The 18,226-nt window shown below is 65.3% G+C and carries 15 protein-coding genes and 1 pseudogene; 12 read left to right on the plus strand and 4 right to left on the minus strand.

Features of this window, described 5'->3' with window-relative positions; all coding sequences use genetic code 11:
* Window positions 1–264 precede the first annotated feature (264 nt).
* From lepB to ACVIJ6_RS27330, 7 genes are all read left to right on the plus strand, one after another.
* Window positions 265–1,026: a signal peptidase I gene (lepB, locus tag ACVIJ6_RS27300; protein ID WP_172241935.1), complete on the plus strand. Its 762-nt coding sequence runs from the start codon at window positions 265–267 to the stop codon at window positions 1,024–1,026.
* 89 nt (window positions 1,027–1,115) lie between these two features.
* Window positions 1,116–2,129, plus strand: coding sequence for a ribonuclease III (gene rnc / locus ACVIJ6_RS27305; RefSeq protein WP_456777092.1), 1,014 nt, complete (start codon window positions 1,116–1,118; stop codon window positions 2,127–2,129).
* A complete protein-coding gene (gene era, locus ACVIJ6_RS27310; protein WP_456775245.1) occupies window positions 2,119–3,045 on the plus strand; it encodes a GTPase Era in 927 nt (308 codons plus the stop codon). The genes rnc and era overlap by 11 nt, the downstream gene beginning before the upstream one ends.
* 2 nt (window positions 3,046–3,047) lie before the next feature.
* Window positions 3,048–3,428, plus strand: a complete 381-nt coding sequence (locus ACVIJ6_RS27315) for a hypothetical protein (RefSeq protein WP_456775246.1) — start codon at window positions 3,048–3,050, stop codon at window positions 3,426–3,428.
* Between the two features lie 200 nt (window positions 3,429–3,628).
* A complete protein-coding gene (gene recO / locus ACVIJ6_RS27320; protein WP_456775247.1) occupies window positions 3,629–4,375 on the plus strand; it encodes a DNA repair protein RecO in 747 nt (248 codons plus the stop codon).
* Window positions 4,376–4,407: 32 nt separating this feature from the next.
* Window positions 4,408–5,394 (plus strand): glutathione S-transferase family protein, encoded by a 987-nt coding sequence (locus ACVIJ6_RS27325; protein ID WP_456775248.1) that lies wholly within the window; start codon window positions 4,408–4,410, stop codon window positions 5,392–5,394.
* Between the two features lie 9 nt (window positions 5,395–5,403).
* The gene (locus tag ACVIJ6_RS27330) at window positions 5,404–5,811 is read left to right on the plus strand and encodes an ACT domain-containing protein (protein WP_456775249.1); all 408 of its coding nucleotides are present in this window, start codon (window positions 5,404–5,406) and stop codon (window positions 5,809–5,811) included.
* A 167-nt stretch (window positions 5,812–5,978) separates the two neighbouring features.
* On the opposite strand, the gene ACVIJ6_RS27335 is transcribed toward ACVIJ6_RS27330, so the two are convergent.
* The 3 genes from ACVIJ6_RS27335 to ACVIJ6_RS27345 form a co-directional block, all read right to left on the minus strand.
* Complete coding sequence (locus ACVIJ6_RS27335) at window positions 5,979–6,791, minus strand: SDR family NAD(P)-dependent oxidoreductase (protein ID WP_456775250.1); 813 nt, start codon at window positions 6,789–6,791, stop codon at window positions 5,979–5,981.
* Window positions 6,788–9,691 (minus strand): amino acid permease, encoded by a 2,904-nt coding sequence (locus ACVIJ6_RS27340; RefSeq protein ID WP_456775251.1) that lies wholly within the window; start codon window positions 9,689–9,691, stop codon window positions 6,788–6,790. Before ACVIJ6_RS27340 ends, ACVIJ6_RS27335 begins: the two co-directional genes overlap by 4 nt.
* Before the next feature lie 325 nt (window positions 9,692–10,016).
* Entirely contained in the window at window positions 10,017–11,090 is a 1,074-nt protein-coding gene (locus ACVIJ6_RS27345; RefSeq protein WP_456775252.1) for a hypothetical protein, read from the minus strand.
* A gap of 416 nt (window positions 11,091–11,506) precedes the next feature.
* Between ACVIJ6_RS27345 and ACVIJ6_RS27350 the strand changes: the two genes are divergently transcribed.
* Both ACVIJ6_RS27350 and ACVIJ6_RS27355 read left to right on the plus strand, forming a co-directional pair.
* Complete coding sequence (locus tag ACVIJ6_RS27350; RefSeq protein ID WP_456775253.1) at window positions 11,507–11,920, plus strand: DUF2147 domain-containing protein; 414 nt, start codon at window positions 11,507–11,509, stop codon at window positions 11,918–11,920.
* A 275-nt stretch (window positions 11,921–12,195) separates the two neighbouring features.
* The gene (locus ACVIJ6_RS27355) at window positions 12,196–12,849 is read left to right on the plus strand and encodes a TetR/AcrR family transcriptional regulator (protein WP_456775254.1); all 654 of its coding nucleotides are present in this window, start codon (window positions 12,196–12,198) and stop codon (window positions 12,847–12,849) included.
* A 9-nt stretch (window positions 12,850–12,858) separates the two neighbouring features.
* Here the strand turns inward: ACVIJ6_RS27355 and ACVIJ6_RS27360 are convergent, their stop codons facing one another.
* The gene (locus tag ACVIJ6_RS27360) at window positions 12,859–13,881 is read right to left on the minus strand and encodes a LysR family transcriptional regulator (protein WP_456775255.1); all 1,023 of its coding nucleotides are present in this window, start codon (window positions 13,879–13,881) and stop codon (window positions 12,859–12,861) included.
* A 153-nt stretch (window positions 13,882–14,034) separates the two neighbouring features.
* Between ACVIJ6_RS27360 and ACVIJ6_RS27365 the strand changes: the two genes are divergently transcribed.
* The 3 genes and pseudogenes from ACVIJ6_RS27365 to ACVIJ6_RS27375 form a co-directional block, all read left to right on the plus strand.
* Window positions 14,035–15,696, plus strand: a complete 1,662-nt coding sequence (locus tag ACVIJ6_RS27365; protein WP_456775256.1) for an acetolactate synthase large subunit — start codon at window positions 14,035–14,037, stop codon at window positions 15,694–15,696.
* 1 nt (window position 15,697) lies between these two features.
* Window positions 15,698–17,299, plus strand: a complete 1,602-nt coding sequence (locus tag ACVIJ6_RS27370; RefSeq protein ID WP_456775257.1) for an FAD-binding protein — start codon at window positions 15,698–15,700, stop codon at window positions 17,297–17,299.
* Between the two features lie 360 nt (window positions 17,300–17,659).
* Window positions 17,660–18,112 (plus strand): annotated as a pseudogene (locus ACVIJ6_RS27375) (glutathione S-transferase family protein); the annotation flags it as partial.
* Between the last annotated feature and the right edge of the window lie 114 nt (window positions 18,113–18,226).

Raw genomic sequence — 18,226 nt, forward strand, 5'->3', positions numbered from 1 at the left:
AACAAAAATGCAATCGATTCCAGTACGTTATCGAGTTTTGATGCGGCCCTTGATTGCGCGGGCCGGAACAGTCGTCTAAAACCCGCTGGAATTGAACCGGCAGCATCAGGGGCGGATTCTGGGTCATACCGGAATTGGCCTTTACCACCAGAATCAGGCCAGACTCCCTCAAACCGCGGCACGAAGCGTTGTTCGCGGGGAGGAGGGTGTTCTGCAACGGCTGGCGAATCGTCGGACCATTCGCCAAGGGACAGTGAAAGAGCGATGAGCGTGACCTCCGGAACCAAGACTGAGAGCGGCGTCGGCGAAACCGTTCGCGTCGTCGTTCATGCGCTCCTGATCGCGCTCGTGATCCGCACCTTCCTGTTCCAGCCCTTCAACATTCCCTCGGGATCGATGAAGGCGACGCTGCTGGTCGGCGATTATCTGTTCGTGTCGAAATATTCCTACGGCTACAGCCACTACTCGATCCCGCTGTCGCCGCCGCTGTTTTCCGGCCGTATCTTCGGCTCCGAGCCGAGCCGGGGCGATATCGTCGTGTTCCGCCTGCCGAAGGACGACACCACCGATTACATCAAGCGCGTGATTGGCTTGCCGGGCGATCGGATCCAGGTCCGCGAGGGCCTGCTCTACATCAACGACAAGCCGGTGCAGCGCGAGCGTCTCAGCGATTTCATCGGAGAGGATCCGTGCGGGCAGCCTGACTCCACCGCGCGCGTGAAACGCTGGAAAGAAACCCTGCCGAACGGCGTGAGCTACGAGACGCTGGATTGCGTCGACAATGGCTATGTGGACAACACCAATGTCTACACCGTGCCGCCAGGGCACTTCTTCATGATGGGCGACAACCGCGATAACTCGACCGATAGCCGCTTCCTGTCCCAGGTGGGCTATGTGCCGTTCGAGAACATTGTCGGCCGCGCCCAGCTGATCTTCTTCTCCATCGCCGAAGGCGAGCACGCCTGGGCCTTCTGGCGTTGGCCAGTGTCGGTGCGTTGGAACCGTATTTTCAAAATTGTGCGATGATCGACGACTCACCCGAGATCCAGACCACCCAGGCGGCTGTGTCGAGCCCGCAATCGGGCACGGCTGCGCTGGACTCGCCGGCGAAATCCGTGTCCCGGCTCAGATCGGAGAGCAGGTCCGAGATAAAGTCCGAACCGAAGCCTGACGGAAGATCTGAAGCCAAGTCTGACACCAAATCTGAAGCCAAGGTCGAGGCCAGGCCCGAGAAGGCTGAGCCAAAGACCGACGCAAAGACTGAAGGGCGCGGCGCCGACGCAAGCGAGCCCCAGGCCGAGACAGACGCCGGACCTGACGCCCCCCCCGCGGAGAAGGCTGAGGCCAAGCCGCGGAGCAAGGCCAAAGGCAGTCGCGGCACCAAGAGTGCTGGTGCCAGCGCGACCAAGGGCGCCAGGGCCGCCGAGAAGGCCGCCAATGCCGCGATCGAAGCGCGGATCGGGCATCATTTTGCCGATCCGTCCTTGCTCAGCACCGCCGTCACCCATGTCTCGGCGCTGAAATCGTCCAAGAAGCGCGGCGACAGCTATCAGCGGCTGGAATTCCTCGGCGATCACGTGCTCGGCCTGATCGTCTCCGACATGCTGTACCGGTCGTTTCCGAGCGCCGATGAGGGCGAATTGTCGAAGCGACTCGCCGATCTCGTGCGCAAGGAAAGCTGTGCCGACGTCGCCAAATCGCTCGGCCTGCTCGATGACATCAAGCTCGGCGCGGTCGGCGCAGGGGCGGGCGCGCGGCTGCGCAAATCGGTGCTGGGTGACGTCTGCGAGGCGGTGATCGGCGCGATCTTCCTGGACGGCGGTTATGCGGCCGCAGCTGGTTTCGTCGAGCGCAACTGGACGGAGCGCATGCACAAGCCGCGGCGTCCCTTGCGCGATCCCAAGACGGTGCTGCAGGAATGGGCCCAGGGCAAGGGCCTGCCGACGCCGGTGTATCGCGAGGTCGAGCGGACCGGTCCGCATCACGATCCGCAGTTCCGGGTCGCCGTCGATCTGCCGGGCCTGGAGTCGGCTGAAGGGGTTGGCGGGTCCAAGCGTGCAGCGGAGAAGGTGGCCGCATCCGTCATGATCGAACGTGAAGGCGTCAGCGGCGGCAGCAATGACGGCTGAGCAACAGGCCGGGCCGGGGGCCGAGACCCGCTGCGGATTCGTCGCGCTGATCGGCGCGCCCAATGTCGGCAAGTCCACGCTGGTCAATGCGCTGGTCGGCTCCAAGGTCACGATCGTCTCGCGCAAGGTGCAGACCACGCGCGCGCTGATCCGTGGCATCGTGATCGAGGGGGCGTCGCAGATCATTCTGGTCGATACGCCCGGCATCTTCTCTCCGAAGCGCCGGCTCGATCGCGCCATGGTGACGACCGCCTGGAGCGGCGCCCATGATGCCGATCTCGTCTGCGTGCTGCTCGACGCGAAGAAAGGCCTCGACGACGAAGCGCAGGTCATCATCGACAAGGCGGCCGCGGTCGCGCATCAGAAGATCCTGGTGGTTAACAAGGTCGATCTGGTGCCGCGCGAGAAGCTGCTGGCGCTGGTCGCGGCGGCCAATGAGAAGCTACCCTTTGCGCGCACCTTTATGATTTCGGCGCTGTCCGGCGACGGAGTCGACGATCTCAAGCAGGCGCTGGCGGAGATGGTGCCGCCCGGGCCGTTCCATTATCCCGAGGACCAGATGTCGGACGCGCCGATGCGTCACCTCGCGGCCGAGATCACCCGCGAGAAGATCTACTCGCATCTGCATCAGGAATTGCCGTATCAATCCACCGTCGAGACCGACAGCTGGACGGAGCGCAAGGACGGTTCGATCCGGATCGAACAGACTATTTTCGTGGAGCGCGACAGCCAGCGCAAGATCGTGCTGGGCAAGGGCGGTGCGACGATCAAGTCGATCGGCGCGCAGTCGCGCAAGGAGATCGCCGAGATCACCGGTGTGCCGGTGCATCTCTTCCTGTTCGTCAAGGTGCGTGAGAACTGGGGCGACGATCCCGATCGCTATCGGGAAATGGGGCTTGAGTTCCCCAGGGAATGACAATGAGCGTGCCGCGCAACGTGTTGTGGTTCGAAGTCCTGCTCTACATCTCGTTGATGCTGGACGCACTGTCTGTGGCCGTGTCCGATCGTACGCCGAGCTTCGACATGACGGAGGACATGATCACGGCGCAGACCGTGCTCAACGGCGCCATCATCCTGCTGCTGTTCTATTTCGTCTATCTGGCGGCGCAGCGCCGCAAGAACTGGCCGCGCTGGGTGATCCTGGCCGCGCTGGTGCTCTCGGACATCTCGCTGGTGCAGGTCATCGGCCAGAAGGGCATGACCCTCGACGCCGGCATCGAGGTCATCTCCTGCGCACTCACGACCATCGGGCTGTACTACTCCTTCACCGGCGATGCCCGTGGCTGGTTCAATGCGTGAGCCCGCGGCGCCCGGTCTCGTTTGAAGCCGGAACGGAGCCCGTTATCGACCAGCAAGCCTGACGAGGCGCGCTGGCCCACTTGGTATGTGCCCCTTGACGGTGTTTGCGGATACATCACGCGCAGGCTACGTTAACCGTTGATGTGTAGTCGGCGTTGGCGATCGAGCGCCCTGTGAGAACCGTGGAGACCGTCCGCCTCATGGAATGGACCGATGACGGCATCGTGCTGGGGCTGCGGCGGCATGGCGAATCCTCGGCCGTGCTGGAGCTGCTGACGCGCGAGCATGGCCGCCATCTCGGGCTGGTGCGCGGCGCCAGCGGCGCGCGCATGCGGCCGATGCTGCAGCCCGGCAACACGGTGCGGGCGGTGTGGCGCGCACGGCTCGACGAGCATCTTGGCATGTATGCGATCGACGGCCTGACCCTGCGCGCGGCAGAGCTGATGTCGGTGGCGCATGGCGCCTATGGGGTGACCCATCTCGCGGCGCTGGCGCGGCTGTTGCCCGAGCGCGATCCGCACCATGACATGTATCTGAGGCTGGAACATGCGCTCGACGATTTCGCCGATGCCGGTGGAGCCGCGGTTCACATCGTGCGCTTCGAGCTCGCGATCCTGGCGGAACTCGGCTTCGGGCTCGATCTGGAGTCCTGCGCCGCCACCGGCGAAACCACCGATCTGGTCTACGTCTCGCCCAAATCCGGCGGCGCGGTGTCGCGCAGCGCCGGCGCGCCCTGGGCCGACCGGCTGTTGCCGCTGCCGCCGTTCCTGCGTGAGAACGAGGACGATCATGGCTTCAGCGACCGGGACCTGCTCGATGGCTTTCGCCTGACCGGGCTGTTCCTGCTTCGCCACGTGCTGGAACCGCGCGGGCAGGGCCATTCCGATGCGCGCGAAGGCTTCATCAATGCGGTGACACGGACGAGGGCGCGGCTGGCGCAAGTCTAGGGCTGGCGCAAGTTCAAGGTTGGAGAAGGCTGATGGGATTGCTCGTCGACGGCCAATGGCACGACGTCTGGTACGACACGGCGGCCTCGGGCGGGCGCTTCGTGCGCAAGGACTCCTCGTTTCGCAGCTTCGTCACTGCGGACGGCAGCCCGGGCCCGACCGGGGCCGGCGGCTTCAAGGCGGAGCCGGGGCGCTACCACCTCTATGTCAGCCTGGCCTGCCCCTGGGCGCACCGCACCCTGATCATGCGGGCGCTGAAGGGATTGACCGAGATGATTTCCGTCTCAGTCGTGCATTGGCTGATGCTGGAGCAGGGCTGGACCTTTGCCGACGGCCCGGCCGTCGTGCCCGACAGCATCGTTCACGCCGAGCTGCTGCACCAGGTCTACACCGCGGCCGATCCGCATTATTCGGGGCGCGTCACCGTGCCGGTGCTGTGGGACAAGGCGCAGCGAACCATCGTCAACAACGAGTCGTCCGAGATCATCCGGATGCTCAATGCGGCGTTCGACGGCGTCGGCGCCACGCCCGGCGACTACTATCCGGAGCCGTTTCGCAGCGAGATCGACGCCATCAATCAGCGCGTCTACGACACGCTCAATAACGGCGTCTACAAAAGCGGTTTTGCGACCACCCAAGCCGCCTATGAGGAAGCGATCGGGCCGCTGTTCGCGACGCTCGACTGGCTGGAGGAGCGATTGGCGACCCGCCGCTTCCTGCTCGGCGATGCCATCACCGAGGCCGATATCCGGCTGTTCACCACTTTGATCCGCTTCGATGCCGTCTATGTCGGCCACTTCAAATGCAACATCCGTCGCATCGCCGACTATCCGCACCTGTCGGCCTATACGCGCGACCTCTACCAATGGCCCGGCGTCGCGGCGACGGTGAATTTCGAGCACATCAAGCGGCATTATTACGAAAGCCACCGCACCATCAATCCGACCGGCATTGTCCCGGTCGGGCCGCTGCAGGATTTCACCGCGCCGCATGGGCGCGAGCGCCTGTCGGCGAGCTGACGAAGGCCGATGACAGGCGAGCGTGAGCTGGCTTCGCTGCTCAAGACGATGACGCCCGAGCTGCAGGATGGCGTCTTCGTGTTCTGCACGATCAGCACGACCGAGGAGCTTCCCGCGACGCTGACGCCGATCATGCTGTTTCGCGAGCGTGAAGGCGTCACGCTGATCCTGCGGCGCGAGCACGCCGAGCGGGCCGGCCTGAGCTGTCAGTTCGCCGCACGGCTGATCACGCTCACCGTCCATTCCGCACTGGACACAGTCGGGTTTCTTGCCGCCGTGACGGCGGAGCTGGCCGCGGTCGGCATCAGCGTCAACGCGGTATCAGCGTTTCACCACGATCATCTGTTCGTGCCCGAGCAACGCGCCGAAGAGGCCTTTGCGGTACTGCGGCAGATGTCAGACCAAGCCCGGCGCTGACTGTTGGCCGCCGGGCCATCAGTCGCGCGCCGACCAGTGTGATCTTGGCCGAGCGCGAGTTGCGGTCGAACAGGCGCATGCCGACGCGTCCTCCAATGTCCGCACGCTATGGCTTTGGCTGCGGGCTGGAGGACGCGGCCCTTTCGACTTGAGAGCCGCGCCGGCCGTTATGGCTCCGTCTTGGCGATATAGCGTTGTTGTCCGACGGCGCCTTTCCTTTCGAAATGAGGCAGCAGATGCGGCAACAGCCAGGGAACGAAGGCGCTGATCCGCGACAGCAGGCCGTCACCATAGGGAATGTAGTACTCCATCTTCCCCTGCTTGATCGCCAGCATGATGGCGTCCACGACCTTTTCCGGAGACAGCGGCTCGGCGATGAAGTTCAGCGGCGAGCCGCCACTGCGGGCTTCCATCCGCAGCATCGGCGTGTCCACGGCCGAGGGATAGACGCCTGACACCTTGATCCCGCGCCCCTTCAACTCGAGCGCGAGCGTCAGGGTCAGTCCGCGCAATCCGAACTTGCCGGCGGTGTAAGCGGCGCTGTCCTTCAGCGGCAGGATGCCGGCCATCGACACCACGTTGACGACGGACCCGCCGGCCGGCACGAGCGGCAAAAAGCGCGTCAGGACGCGCATCGGCCCGAGCAGATTGATCTGCATCTGTTTTTCGATGTCGTTCGGCTCGGCGCGCAGGAACGGCCCGGGCACGATGCACCCGGCATTGTTGACGAGTACGTCGAGCGTGACGAACCGCTCCGAGAAGGCGCGAACCGCGGCTTCGACCGACGCGCTGCTGGTCACGTCGCAGGCCAGCGTCGTGACGCGTTCGCCGAGCTTTGCCTTGCATGCGTCGAGCGCGCTCTGATTGATGTCGAGCATGACGACGTGATGGCCGTCTCCGATGAGCCTGCGGGTCAGCGCCTGTCCGATCCCGCCCGCTGCGCCCGTGACCAGCGCGGTTTTACTTCGCTCGCCATTCATTCTCCGGTCTCCATCAGCTTGTAGTCCTCGGTCTTGGTCCATCGGGCCCTCGGTTCGGTGGCCGCTCCGGCCGCCGCTGATCCGTGCGGCACGGTGCGCCGCAGATCGTCGTAGAAGTCGTCGTGCAGGTCCGGCCAGCCGAGATGCCGGCGGAATTCCGTCATGACCTTGCGGAACGTGGCGGTGTGGACGTAGTTGGCGTGCCGCGGCGAGTCGATATACACCTTGCCGCCGCGCAGATCCGGGAAGTGCTCCGTCCTGCGCTCGTCGATCCAGTCGCGGCCGGCGCCCGTCTCGGTGGCGTGGATGTCGGCGATGATCAGCTGGGCCATCTCGTCGAACCGGCGATAGGCCGCATCGGCGAATTCGGTAAAGCCGAGCACGTAGAGCCCGCGGTACTTGCGGTGGATCACGTTGAGATAGAGCTGCGGCCGGCCGCTCTTCCACTCGAACATATCCGGATCGAAGAACGGCATCTTGTATTCGTAGCCGGTGGCGAGCATCACCAGATCGACGGCGACCTCCGTCTCGTCCTTGAATACGATGCTATGCGACCGCAACTCCTTGATGTCCGGCTTGGCGATGAGGTCGCCATGGGCGAGGTAATGCAGGATCTGGGTGTTCATGATCGGATGGCTCGACAGCGCATCGTGGTCGGGCTTGGGGAGCCCGAAGCGGGTCAGGTCGCCGTTCAGCGTATCCAGCATCATGTTGACGTCGGTGGAGATCGCGACGCCCTTCGGCGGCAGGGTCGCGCCGCTCATCAGCACGTCGGTCGGGATTCCGAACAAGTGCTTAGGAACGAAGCGATAGCCCCTGCGCACGCTGAAATAAGCGCGCCTGGCGAATTTCGCCGCGTCGCAGGCGATGTCAACGCCGGAGTTTCCGCCGCCTACGACCAGCACGCTCTTGCCGCGAAATTCCTCGGGCGTGCGATAGCTGACGCTGTGGCGGATCTCGCCGCGGAACAGTTCGGCGCCGGCAAGCGTCGGCGTGCTGGCATGCCATGTCACACCCGGACAAGCGACGATTCCGGCATAGGTCCGCGTCTCGCCATTGGAGAGTTCGACCGCCCATCGGTCGCCGACCGGACGGGCCGAGCGCACCTCGGTGTTGAACGTGATGTGCTCATACAGGCCGAAGGCGCGCGCGAATGCGCGGATATAGTCGAGGATCTGGCGGTATGACGGGTAGTCCGGGTAATCGTCTGGCATCGGGAAGCCGTAGAAATAGGACGTCCATTTCGAGGAGATGAAATGGGCGCTCTCGTAGATCGGCGTGCCCGGATTGTCCGGATCCCACAGCCCTCCGACGTCGCTATAGCGCTCATAGCAGTCGAACGGGATGCCTTCCTTCAGCATGGCGCGGGCCATGATTAGCCCTGATGGGCCGGCGCCGATGATGCAATAACGGCTCTGATAGCGATCGACCTTGACCGCCGACCGATCGTCCGAATGACGATACTGAGTGCCGGAAATCTGGGAATAGATATTCGGACGGTTCTTTTTCAGCCACAGCGCGTAGAGCACGGCAAGGGCCGCCAGCGGAATGAAAAGCCAGGGCAGCCCGTTGACGAACGGGTTGTCGCCTCCGGTCAGGCGGCTGTAACTCATCATGACCAGGACGAGGAAGACCGTGAGACCGAAAGCTCCGATGGCCGGCAGCAGTTTCGTCGTCCACAGCCGGCGCGATTTCGCATGCCAGAAGAATCCGATCACGGCGAGCGAGCAGGCGATCTGCATCGCCAGGATGCCGATGGTGCCGAGTCCGATCATCGACGATGCGATGCCGAGATAGGGATGGACGCCATAGAGGCCGAGGCCGATCACGAGCAGCGTCTCGAGGCCGGTCATCGCGAGGCTGCCAACATGCGGAGAATGATGGTCGGGATGGAATCTGGCCAGAGCAGACGGCAGCAGGTGGTCGCTGGCGAGGGCAAAGAAATAGCGGCTCGCGGCGTTATGCACCGCCAGGAAGCTCGCCAGCAGGCTTGCCGCGAGCAGGACGCCGAGCGCCGCCGTCAGCGCCTCGCCGCCATAGATGTTGGTCAGCGCAAACAGCATGTTGCCGCTCTCGCGGGCCGCGAGCGACTGCACTTCCGCCGTGCCGGCCGCGCCGATGATGAGCCATACCGAGAACATGTAGAAGATGGTGATCACCGAAAGCGCGGTGAAGGTCGCCTTCGGAATCGAGTGCCGCGGGTTCTTGGTGTCCTCGCCATAGAGCGCAGCCGCCTCGAAGCCGACGAAGCAGACGATGACGAAGGGAATGACCGCCCCGATCTCCGGGTGCAGGATGTTGCCGGCGGACCAGACGCTGCCAGGCAGGGCGCTCCACCCCTTCTGCAGCAGCACCAGCGCGTCGAACACCAGGAGGACGGCGAACTCCGCCACCATGAAATAGGTCAGGACGCGGGCCGACAAATCGAGCGAGCGATAGCCGAGAATGGCCACGAGAAGAATCGCGCCCGCCGATCCCCACAGCCAGGACGCGTCGATACCGAGCTCGTGGAGCAGCAGCGACAGGAAGTAGCCGAACGCAGCCGCCGAGCCGATCGAATAGACGCCGTAGGCGATGGCGGCCGCATAGGCCGACACGACGCCGGCGGGCCTGCCGAGTCCCTGTCCGACCTGCGTATAGAACGCGCCCTTGCTGACGATCTCGCGGCTCAGCAGCGCATAGCCGGTTGCAAAGCAGGCCAGCACGAGACCGACGAGCATGAAGGCGGCCGGCATCGACAGTGCCGCGCCGGTCGCCAGCGCGATCGGAGAGTTGCCGACCATCGCCGCCAAGGGCGCAGCGGCGGCGATGACCAGGACGACGACCCTTCCGGTCGTGATCGAGGGCTTCTTGGGGCCGGCCGCCGGGTAGGCGGCCGCATTTCGGCTTGCTGGTTGCACGGTTGGCTCCCTCTCATCGCCACCGATCCGGTGGTCTGTTTGATAAACACGAGCATTGATCGGTTTATTCGGCAAGTCAACATCGAGTGCTGATCGATTATTCGGCGTGTATCTGCTCGGAAACTGGGCGCGCGGATGCGTCGGTGGGCACGCCACGGCCGCGCGCGTCGGTGCCTCTGCGCCATGCGGCGGAGTGAGCGGTGTCGCTGAACTGATTAGGAGAAAGCGGCACGCCTCGCGCGCATCGGCGCGGCGAGGTCCGGCCCGAGACGGGATTTCGGCCGAGAGACGTCCGCAGCCGCGATCGTGCGGCTGCGGCGCAATATCAGCGTCCTCGGGACGGCAAGTATGTCGGGGCCGGCTTGTCGCTGCTCTCGGAGGTCGACGGCGCGAACAGCACCACGAGCCGCAGTTCGGCGGTGAAGTCCTCCTTGAAGCCGCCTTTACGGCTGAAGTCGTGAGTGAGGTCGGCCGCGAGTTGCATGCGGTCGCCCAGGGGAATGCCGAATTGCAGGTGTCCCTTGAGGTAATCGTCGCGGCTGATCACCTGCGGCCCGAGCAGATCGCCGAGCGGGCCGCCGAAGGCGGTTTGCTTGCCGCCCCAGGAGCGCTCGAGACCGACGGCCGCAAATCCCAGCTCATTCCAGCTGTAGCGCAGATAGGCGTTGGCGTTGTAGCTGTTGGTCTGGGTCGTCTTCGCGAATCCGAGCCCGGTCGCCGGGTCAGTGATCGGGTTGCCGGCATCGGTGTGGAACGCCACGCCGCCGAATGCGTCGAACCAGAAATTGGCGAGCGCCGGGGTGAACTTCCGCAGGCCTTCCTGGTAGGTCAATTGGACGACGTCGGTGGTCTGGCCGCGCGGCGGCGCGATATTGATCGCCTTGGTGCCGTCGTAGCGTCCCGCATCGAAGAACACGAAGTTGGAGATGGCGAGATCGCGCTCGTGGCTCGCGTCGGCGATCAGGCCGAAGGTGGCGAAGACGGTCGGTGCGAACCAGGTCGCGACCGACGAGTTGTCGGTTCCTGCAAAGGTGATGTTGCGTGGATTGGCGTAGGACCCGCCGAACGAGATCAGCAACGGATGACCCTGGATGTCGGCGGCTCTCCAGTCGACGCGCGATGTCATCGTGTAGAGGTCGAAGCTCGCATAGGCCGGTAGGCCTGCTCCGTCGAAGAACGTCGATTGGTGGCGGTAGCCGGCGTAGGTCGACACCGCGACGGTTCCGACCGGAAACTCGATGCCGCCGACGTCGCCGGCATAAGTGTTGGTGTTGGCGGTGATCGAGCCGGCCAGGGACGGCTGCGTTGTCACGGCGAACGCGGCGAGCGCCATGCCGAGGGCCTTGATCGACCCGGAACGTCGGGCCTCGCGCCTGCGAGGGCCATGTCGAACTTTCATCACTCTTTCCTCCAGTTGGTCGTGATGTTCGCCCGGCTTCGCAGTCGCGCACCGCCAGCGCCGGAGGATCGTCAGTCCTCCGGCCTTCCCCGGCGCAGCGCTCTCCCCCGAAGGGCAAGGACGGCCCGCTGCTGATCTGGCAATCGTTCCTACGTGCAAGACAGAAGCGGAGCATTGATCGTCTTTTTAGCTTTGGCAAGTGCTAACCGGCGCGCCGCGACCCGGCGGCGCGCGCGACGGCGACGAACTGCGTCCGCTCGGCAACATCTCGCCGCGCCCCGCGGCCGTTCGCTGGCGCGGCAGCGCAGCGCCTCCCGCGACGGGGGCGGTCGGTACGCATGCGGCTTGCAAAATCCGAAGTGTGGCCCTAAATACGATCGTTGATCGGTTTTAGAGCGATGCGGAGGGTTTGGACCATGAAGACACTGATGCGGCTTGCTGTCGTCGCGGCCGCCTTGATCGTGCCGGCGATCGCCCATGCCGAGGGGCCCGCCGGCACCTGGCGGCATCCCGACAGCACGTTGATGAAATTCTACAATTGCGGCGGCGGCCTGTGCGCGCAGATCGTGAAGAATAGCACGCCGGGGCAGCGCGACGTGAATAATCCCGACAGTGCGAAGAAGGATCGGCCGCTGGATGGGCTCGTGGTGATGTCGGGCGCGCAGAAGGTAGGCGGCACCGAGTGGAGCGGCAAGCTCTACAATCCCGACGACGGCAAGACCTACAGCGGCAAGATCGTCCTGCAGAGCAACACCGAGTTGAAGCTGCAGGGCTGCGTGCTCGGCGGGCTGGTCTGCAAGGGCGAGACGCTGTCGCGCGTCGGCGACTGACCCCTTATAGCTGCGGCGGCTTGCCTCGAGCGGCCGCCGGGCTCGGCAGATGGTCTGCTTGAGCATCTGCAAGATAGGGCGTATGGCAACGATCCCGGTATCGATCGGACCGAGTCCTGGATTTCATGCCTTGCCCCGCGCGCGTCTCTCCCCGCCCGCGACTCCAACGGTCGACCCCACGGAGACGCGATGAGATGAGCACGACCGATAGACAGACAGAACGCGTCCGGCGCCGACTGGCCCTACGGAACGAGCCACAGCAGGATAGGAGCCGCGTGCGGCTGCAGGCGCTGCTTGATGCGGCCGAGGAGCTGATCGTCGAGGTGGGACTGCAGGGCTTGGCGATGCGCGAGGTGGCGCGCCGGGCGAACCTGCCGATCGCATCGGTATACCACTACTTTCCGTCGACGACGGCGCTGGTCCGCGCGCTGGTCGAACGCATGCTGACCGATCTGACCGAAGTTCTGCAGGCCGGGCTACAGGCGCGCATCCCGCTGGACGCCGAGGCGATCGACTTCGATCAACTCGGAGCGCTGATCGACGACGTCGCCGCCTTCTTCTTCGACACGCCGTCGGTGCGGGAGCTGTGGGCCGGCCTGCACGCCTATCCCGATCTGCGCGCGCTCAACATCGACGACACCAAGAAAAATGCGGCCCTGGTCGCGCCGCATCTCGCGAGCGCTCTTCCGTCGCTGAGCATGGAGCAGGTCACGGTGGTGGCAATCGTCCTGGTCGAATGGGTGAGCTCGACCTTGATCCTGGCGACCGCCTCGCCGCCGAAGCTGCGCGAGAGCCTTGTCGAGATCCTCAAGACTCTCATCAACCACGCGATCGCCGGCATGTCCGGCCAGTCGCCCGCCACGCCGTCCAAGCGTGCCCGCCATCCTGCGAAGGCGCTGCGTGCGTCGGCCCGGAAGCGCAAGGGCTGAGTCGGCCTCTCAACCTTTGCCGATGCGTGCGCGCGGCGCCTGCTTGCGCAGCCGCGGAGCTGTGCCGCGGACGCGCGCCGGGTCGCGGCGTCCCGGCGGCATCAGCGTCCGGCCGGCCTCCGCGCGCACCATGTCCATGAGCACCATGGCGGCAGGTGAGAGCGTGCGCCCTTTCAGCGTGAGCATGCCGAACTGAGCCATCAGGAGATCCGAGATGCGCGGCTCCTCCAGCTCCTTGACCTCGAGCCGCACCAGCTGGCCGGACGCGAGCTCGGAGGTGAGCACGGCATCGCCGGCGAGCAGCAGGAGGTCCGAGCGGATCGCCACCTGCGTCAACAGGCTGACATTCTCGGATTGGAGCGTGACGGCGAAGCCATTGCCGTCGTCCGACGCGATCAGCTGGTTCAAGCGCTTCCTGAAATCCTCCGGGATGATGACGGAGGCGAAGCGCTGACCGGCCAGGTCGCGGGCCGAGAGCGTGGACCGTCCTGCCAGCGGATGCGCCGGCCGACAGTAGAAATGTCCGGGCTGGCTGCCGAGGGCCTCAACCTGAAGGCCATCATCGCCGCGGATATCCGACGTGTGCGCCAGGAAGAAGTCGAGCTTGCCCTGCTGCAGCAGATGCATCAGCGCGCGCCAATTGTCCTGCACCAGGGTCACGCGGACCGACGGGTGCTCGGCGTAGAGACAAGCCAGCGCCTCGGGCAGCAAGGTCAGCGCGGTGAAGGCACCGACGCCGACGGCGACTTCGCCGGCGTCTCCTGACCGCAGCATGCGCATCTCGCGGCCGAGATCGGCAGCGCTGGAGAGCAGGGTCTGCGCGTGGGCCACCAGCCGCTCGCCGACCGGCGTGATCTCCACCGAGCGCGAGCTGCGGTCGAACAGGCGCATGCCGACCGCGTCCTCCAATGTCTGAAGGCTGCGGCTGAGCGCCGACTGGGTGACGTTCGCGCGCTTGGCAGCCTTGGCGAAATGCCGCTCGTCGGCGAGGAAGACCAGCTGCTGTAATTGCCGGAGGGTCGGAATATCCATTGATGATCACAATGCATTGATCGAGGTACAACAATTCATTGGATTTCTTGGCGCGTCAATCCCACAATGGCACAAACAACATCGGGGAACGCCACAGCCAGGCCGATCGGGGTCGCGCTCATGCTCTGGCGCCCCTCGGCAACAGGCCGTCTCATGCCCAATGGCGCACAAGCTCTGATACGGACCCTCGCCAATGCTGGCGTGCGGGTCTGCTTCACCAATCCCGGCACCTCCGAAATGCATTTCGTCGCGGCGCTGGATTCCGCCGTGGAGATGCGCGCCGTGCTGTGCCTGTTCGAGGGCGTCGCCACCGGTGCGGCCGACGGCTATGCGCGCATGACCGGCATGCCCGCGGCGACCTTGCTGCATCTCGGCTGCGGTCTCGGCAATGGGCTCGCGAACCTGCACAATGCGCGCAAGGGCAAGGTACCGGTCGTCAACATCGTCGGCGACCACGCCACCTACCACGTCAAATACGACGCTCAGCTGCAGTCCGACATCGAGACCGTGGCACGCAACGTCTCGCCCAACTTCGTCTGGACGTCGCAGGTGACCTCCGAACTGTGCCGGGATGCGGTCGCGGCGGTCAAGGCGGCGTGCTCCTGGCCAGGGCAGGTGGCGACCTTGATCCTGCCCGCCGATGTCTCCTGGGGCGAGGGCGGAGTTCCGGAGCCGGCACCGGTGATCGAGCCGCCTCCCGCCGCGGACGACGCGACTGTGACGCAGGTCGCCGACACCATCAAGGCGGGCGGCCGCAGTGCCATTCTGCTCGGCGGCACGGCGCTGCATGAAGAGTCGCTGCTGGCCGCGGCGCGCATTGCGGCGACCTGCGGTGTCAAGGTCTACGCCGAGACCTTTCCGACGCGCATGCAGCGCGGTGCCGGCCTGCCTGCGGTTGATCGCATCGCCTATCTCGCCGAGATGGCGTCGATCCAGCTCCGGGAGATCGACACGCTCATCCTGGTCGACGCCAAGGCGCCGGTGTCGTTCTTCGCCTATCCCGGCAAGAAGAGTTACCTCGCGCCCGACAATTGCAAGGTGCTGACCCTGTCGACTCCGGCGCAGGACGCCGCCGGCAGCCTGGAAAAACTTGCGGCCGTGCTGCAGGCGGACGGTGCCGCGGCGTCATTGGCGCCGCCGGCGCGGCCTGGACGTCCGCGGGGCAACAAGCTCACGGCGGAGAAGGTCTGCAAGGCTGTAGGACATCTGCTGCCCGAGAACGCCATCCTCATCGACGAGGCCATCAGCTCCGGCCTGATGCTGTCGAAATTCACCGCCGGCGCGCCGCGCCATGATCTGATCACGCTGACAGGCGGCGCCATCGGGCAAGGGTTGCCGAATGCGATCGGCGCCGCGATCGCCTGCCCAGACCGGCCGGTGATCGCTCTGATCGGCGATGGCAGCTCGATGTACACGATCCAGTCGCTGTGGACGATCGCGCGCGAGCAGTTGAACGTCACGGCTATCATTTTCAACAACGCCTCCTATTCGGTCCTGAATGTCGAGCTGGAGCGGGTCGGCGCCGAGCGGATCGGGCCGAAGGCCAGAGCTCAACTCGACCTGCGCGGACCGGTGTTGAAGTTCGCCCAGATCGCCGACGGCATGGGCGTGCGCGCGACCCGCGCCACCACGCCGGACGAGTTGACGGATGCCTTGGCCGGCGCGCTGAAACGGCCGGGGCCGCATCTGATCGAGGCGGTGGTGCCGCCGGCGCTCTCCGGGCTCAAGCTGAAGCTGCTGCCGCATCTCTTGGGCTCGCTGGATCGCATGCCGCTGTCGGTCGCGCGCATGCTCAAGCGCAAGATTGCGCCGTGACATGAGCACGGCCATTCAATCCGATGTGGTCATCGCCGGCGGCGGTCTCGCCGGGATCGTCACGGCGCTGGAGGCGCTGCGCCTCGGCAAGTCGGTGACCCTGGTGGATCGCGACACGCCGGAGCGGTTCGGCGGGCTGGCGCTGTGGGCCTTCGGCGGCATGGCGCTGGTCGGCACGCCGCTGCAGGCGCGCATGAAGATTCCCGACACGCCCGAGATCGCGCTGCGCGACTGGATCAGGTTCGGTGAGCTCGACGCGTCCGAGCACTGGCCGCTGCAATGGGCGCGCTATTACGTCGAGCACTCGCGTGCCGAGGTCTACGACTGGCTGCTGTCGCATGGCGTGACCTTCATGCCGGCGGTGAACTGGGTCGAGCGCGGTCTGCAGGGCGACGGCAATGCGTTGCCGCGCTATCACATCGTCTGGGGAACATCGCAACGGCTCACGCATGTGATGATCGATGCGATGCGCGCCGCCGACACAGGCGGCCGGCTGACGGTGCTGCATCGTCACCGCGTCGTCAGCCTCGATCAAGCTGCTGGCGCGGTGTCGGGAGTCGTTGCGGTGAACGAGGAGACCGGCGCCGAGATCCGCATCGCTGCGCCGCTGACGGTGCTGGCGATGGGCGGCATCAATGGCAGCCATGACGAAGCCCGTGCGAATTGGGGGAGGGGACGGCCGCTGCCGGCGGCGATGCTCAACGGCGCGCATCCGTTCGCGGATGGGAAGCTGCACCAGCACGCTGCCGATACGCTCGGCGCTGAGATCACGCATGCCGGCGAGATGTGGAACTACGCCGCCGGCATTCCGCACCCCTTTCCGCATTTCGAAGGCCATGGCCTGTCGCTGGTGCCGTGCAAATCGGCGCTGTGGCTCAATCACCGCGGCGAACGCATCGGGCCGGAGCCGCTGGTCACCGGCTTCGACACCCATGATCTGTGCCAGCGCGTCGCCTCGCAGGAGAAGCCCTACACGTGGCATCTCCTGAACTGGCGCATCGCCGCCAGGGAGTTCGCGATCTCGGGCGCCGAGCACAATCCGCGCATCCGCGACCGGCAGATGCCGATGTTCCTCAAGGAGACGCTGCTCGGCAACCATCGTCTGGTCCGGCAGATGCAGCGCGAGAGCCGGCACTTCCTGGTCGATCCGACGCTCGCCGGCCTCGCCGCCAAGATGAATGCGCTGACTGGCACTGACGATGTCAGGCCGGAGGTGCTGCAGGCGACGGCCGATGCCTTCGATGCCAACTTCAAGAATGGCGACAAGCTGTTCAACGACGATCAGCTGCGCCGCATCCTGCATGCGCGACAATGGGGCCCGGACAAGCTCCGCACCTGCAAGCCGGCGCCGCTGCAATCCAGCGGGGCAGGGCCGTACATCGCGATCCGCATGCAGCTGATCACCCGCAAGAGCCTCGGCGGCCTCAAGACCGACCTGCAGAGCCGGGTGCTCGATGCAGCGGGCACGCCGATCCCGGGCCTCTTTGCGGTCGGCGAGGCCGCCGGCTTCGGCGGCGGCGGCGCCTCGGGCAAGCGTTCGCTCGAGGGGACATTCCTGCCGGGCTGCATCCTGACGGCACGAGCGGCTGCGCGGACGATGTGATGGGCGTGGTCGCAAGTCTGTCGTCTATGATGTGATGGTCCGAGCCTGGGTCCACCCGCCACGGCGTCATGGCCGGGCTGTCTCCCGGCCATCCACGTCTTTCGGCAACCGCGGACAGACGTGGATGCCCGGGACGGAGCCCGGGCATGACGACGCAGCGACATCTCGCGAAAAACTCAGCTCGGCATATGCAGTCGCTCTGGGCCAACCCAGCAAGGCGGCGGAACCGTTGCAAACTTTTTCCGCGGGCCCCTGTCGATTCGACGCTCGCGCGTTCGTCTTCATGGCATCGGAAACGGAGACCACGCCATGAAGATCTAATGGATCAAGGCCCAGGCGCCGCGCCGTGTGCTGGCGCTGGTGAAGCATCTCGGTGTTCCCGCTGAGTTCATCGACATCAGCCGCGGCCTGAAGACGCCGGACTTCGCCGCGCTCAATCCCAACATGAAGGTCCCGGTGCTGGTCCAAGGCGACCTTGTGCTGTGGGAATCCACCGCCATCATGGCGCATCTGTGCATCCGCGAGAGCTGCGACATGTGGCCGTCGCGCCACCCGCAGGAGCAGGTGGACGTGCTGCGCTGGCTGGCCTGGACCGACAGTCACTGGTCGCCCGCCGTGGGCCCATTCTATTTCGAGCACATCGTGCGGAAGAATTTCGGCCTCGGGGCGCCGGACCGGGCGTCGCTGATCGGCAAGGTCGCTAATCTCAAGACCTTCGCATCCGTTCTCGACGCGCATCTGCGCTCGCACAGCCACATCGCGTGCGACCGGCTGACGATTGCGGATTTTGCGGCGGCGTCGATGGCGACGGATTGGCGCGAGGCGGAGATGCCGTTCGAGACGTTTCCGAACATCGTGCGCTGGCTCGATCGATGGCCTGATGCGGCTGCCGGCCTGGGCGGAGCCGTGGCCGGAGCAGCGCTCCGC

Source organism: Bradyrhizobium sp. USDA 4369 (assembly GCF_054056435.1).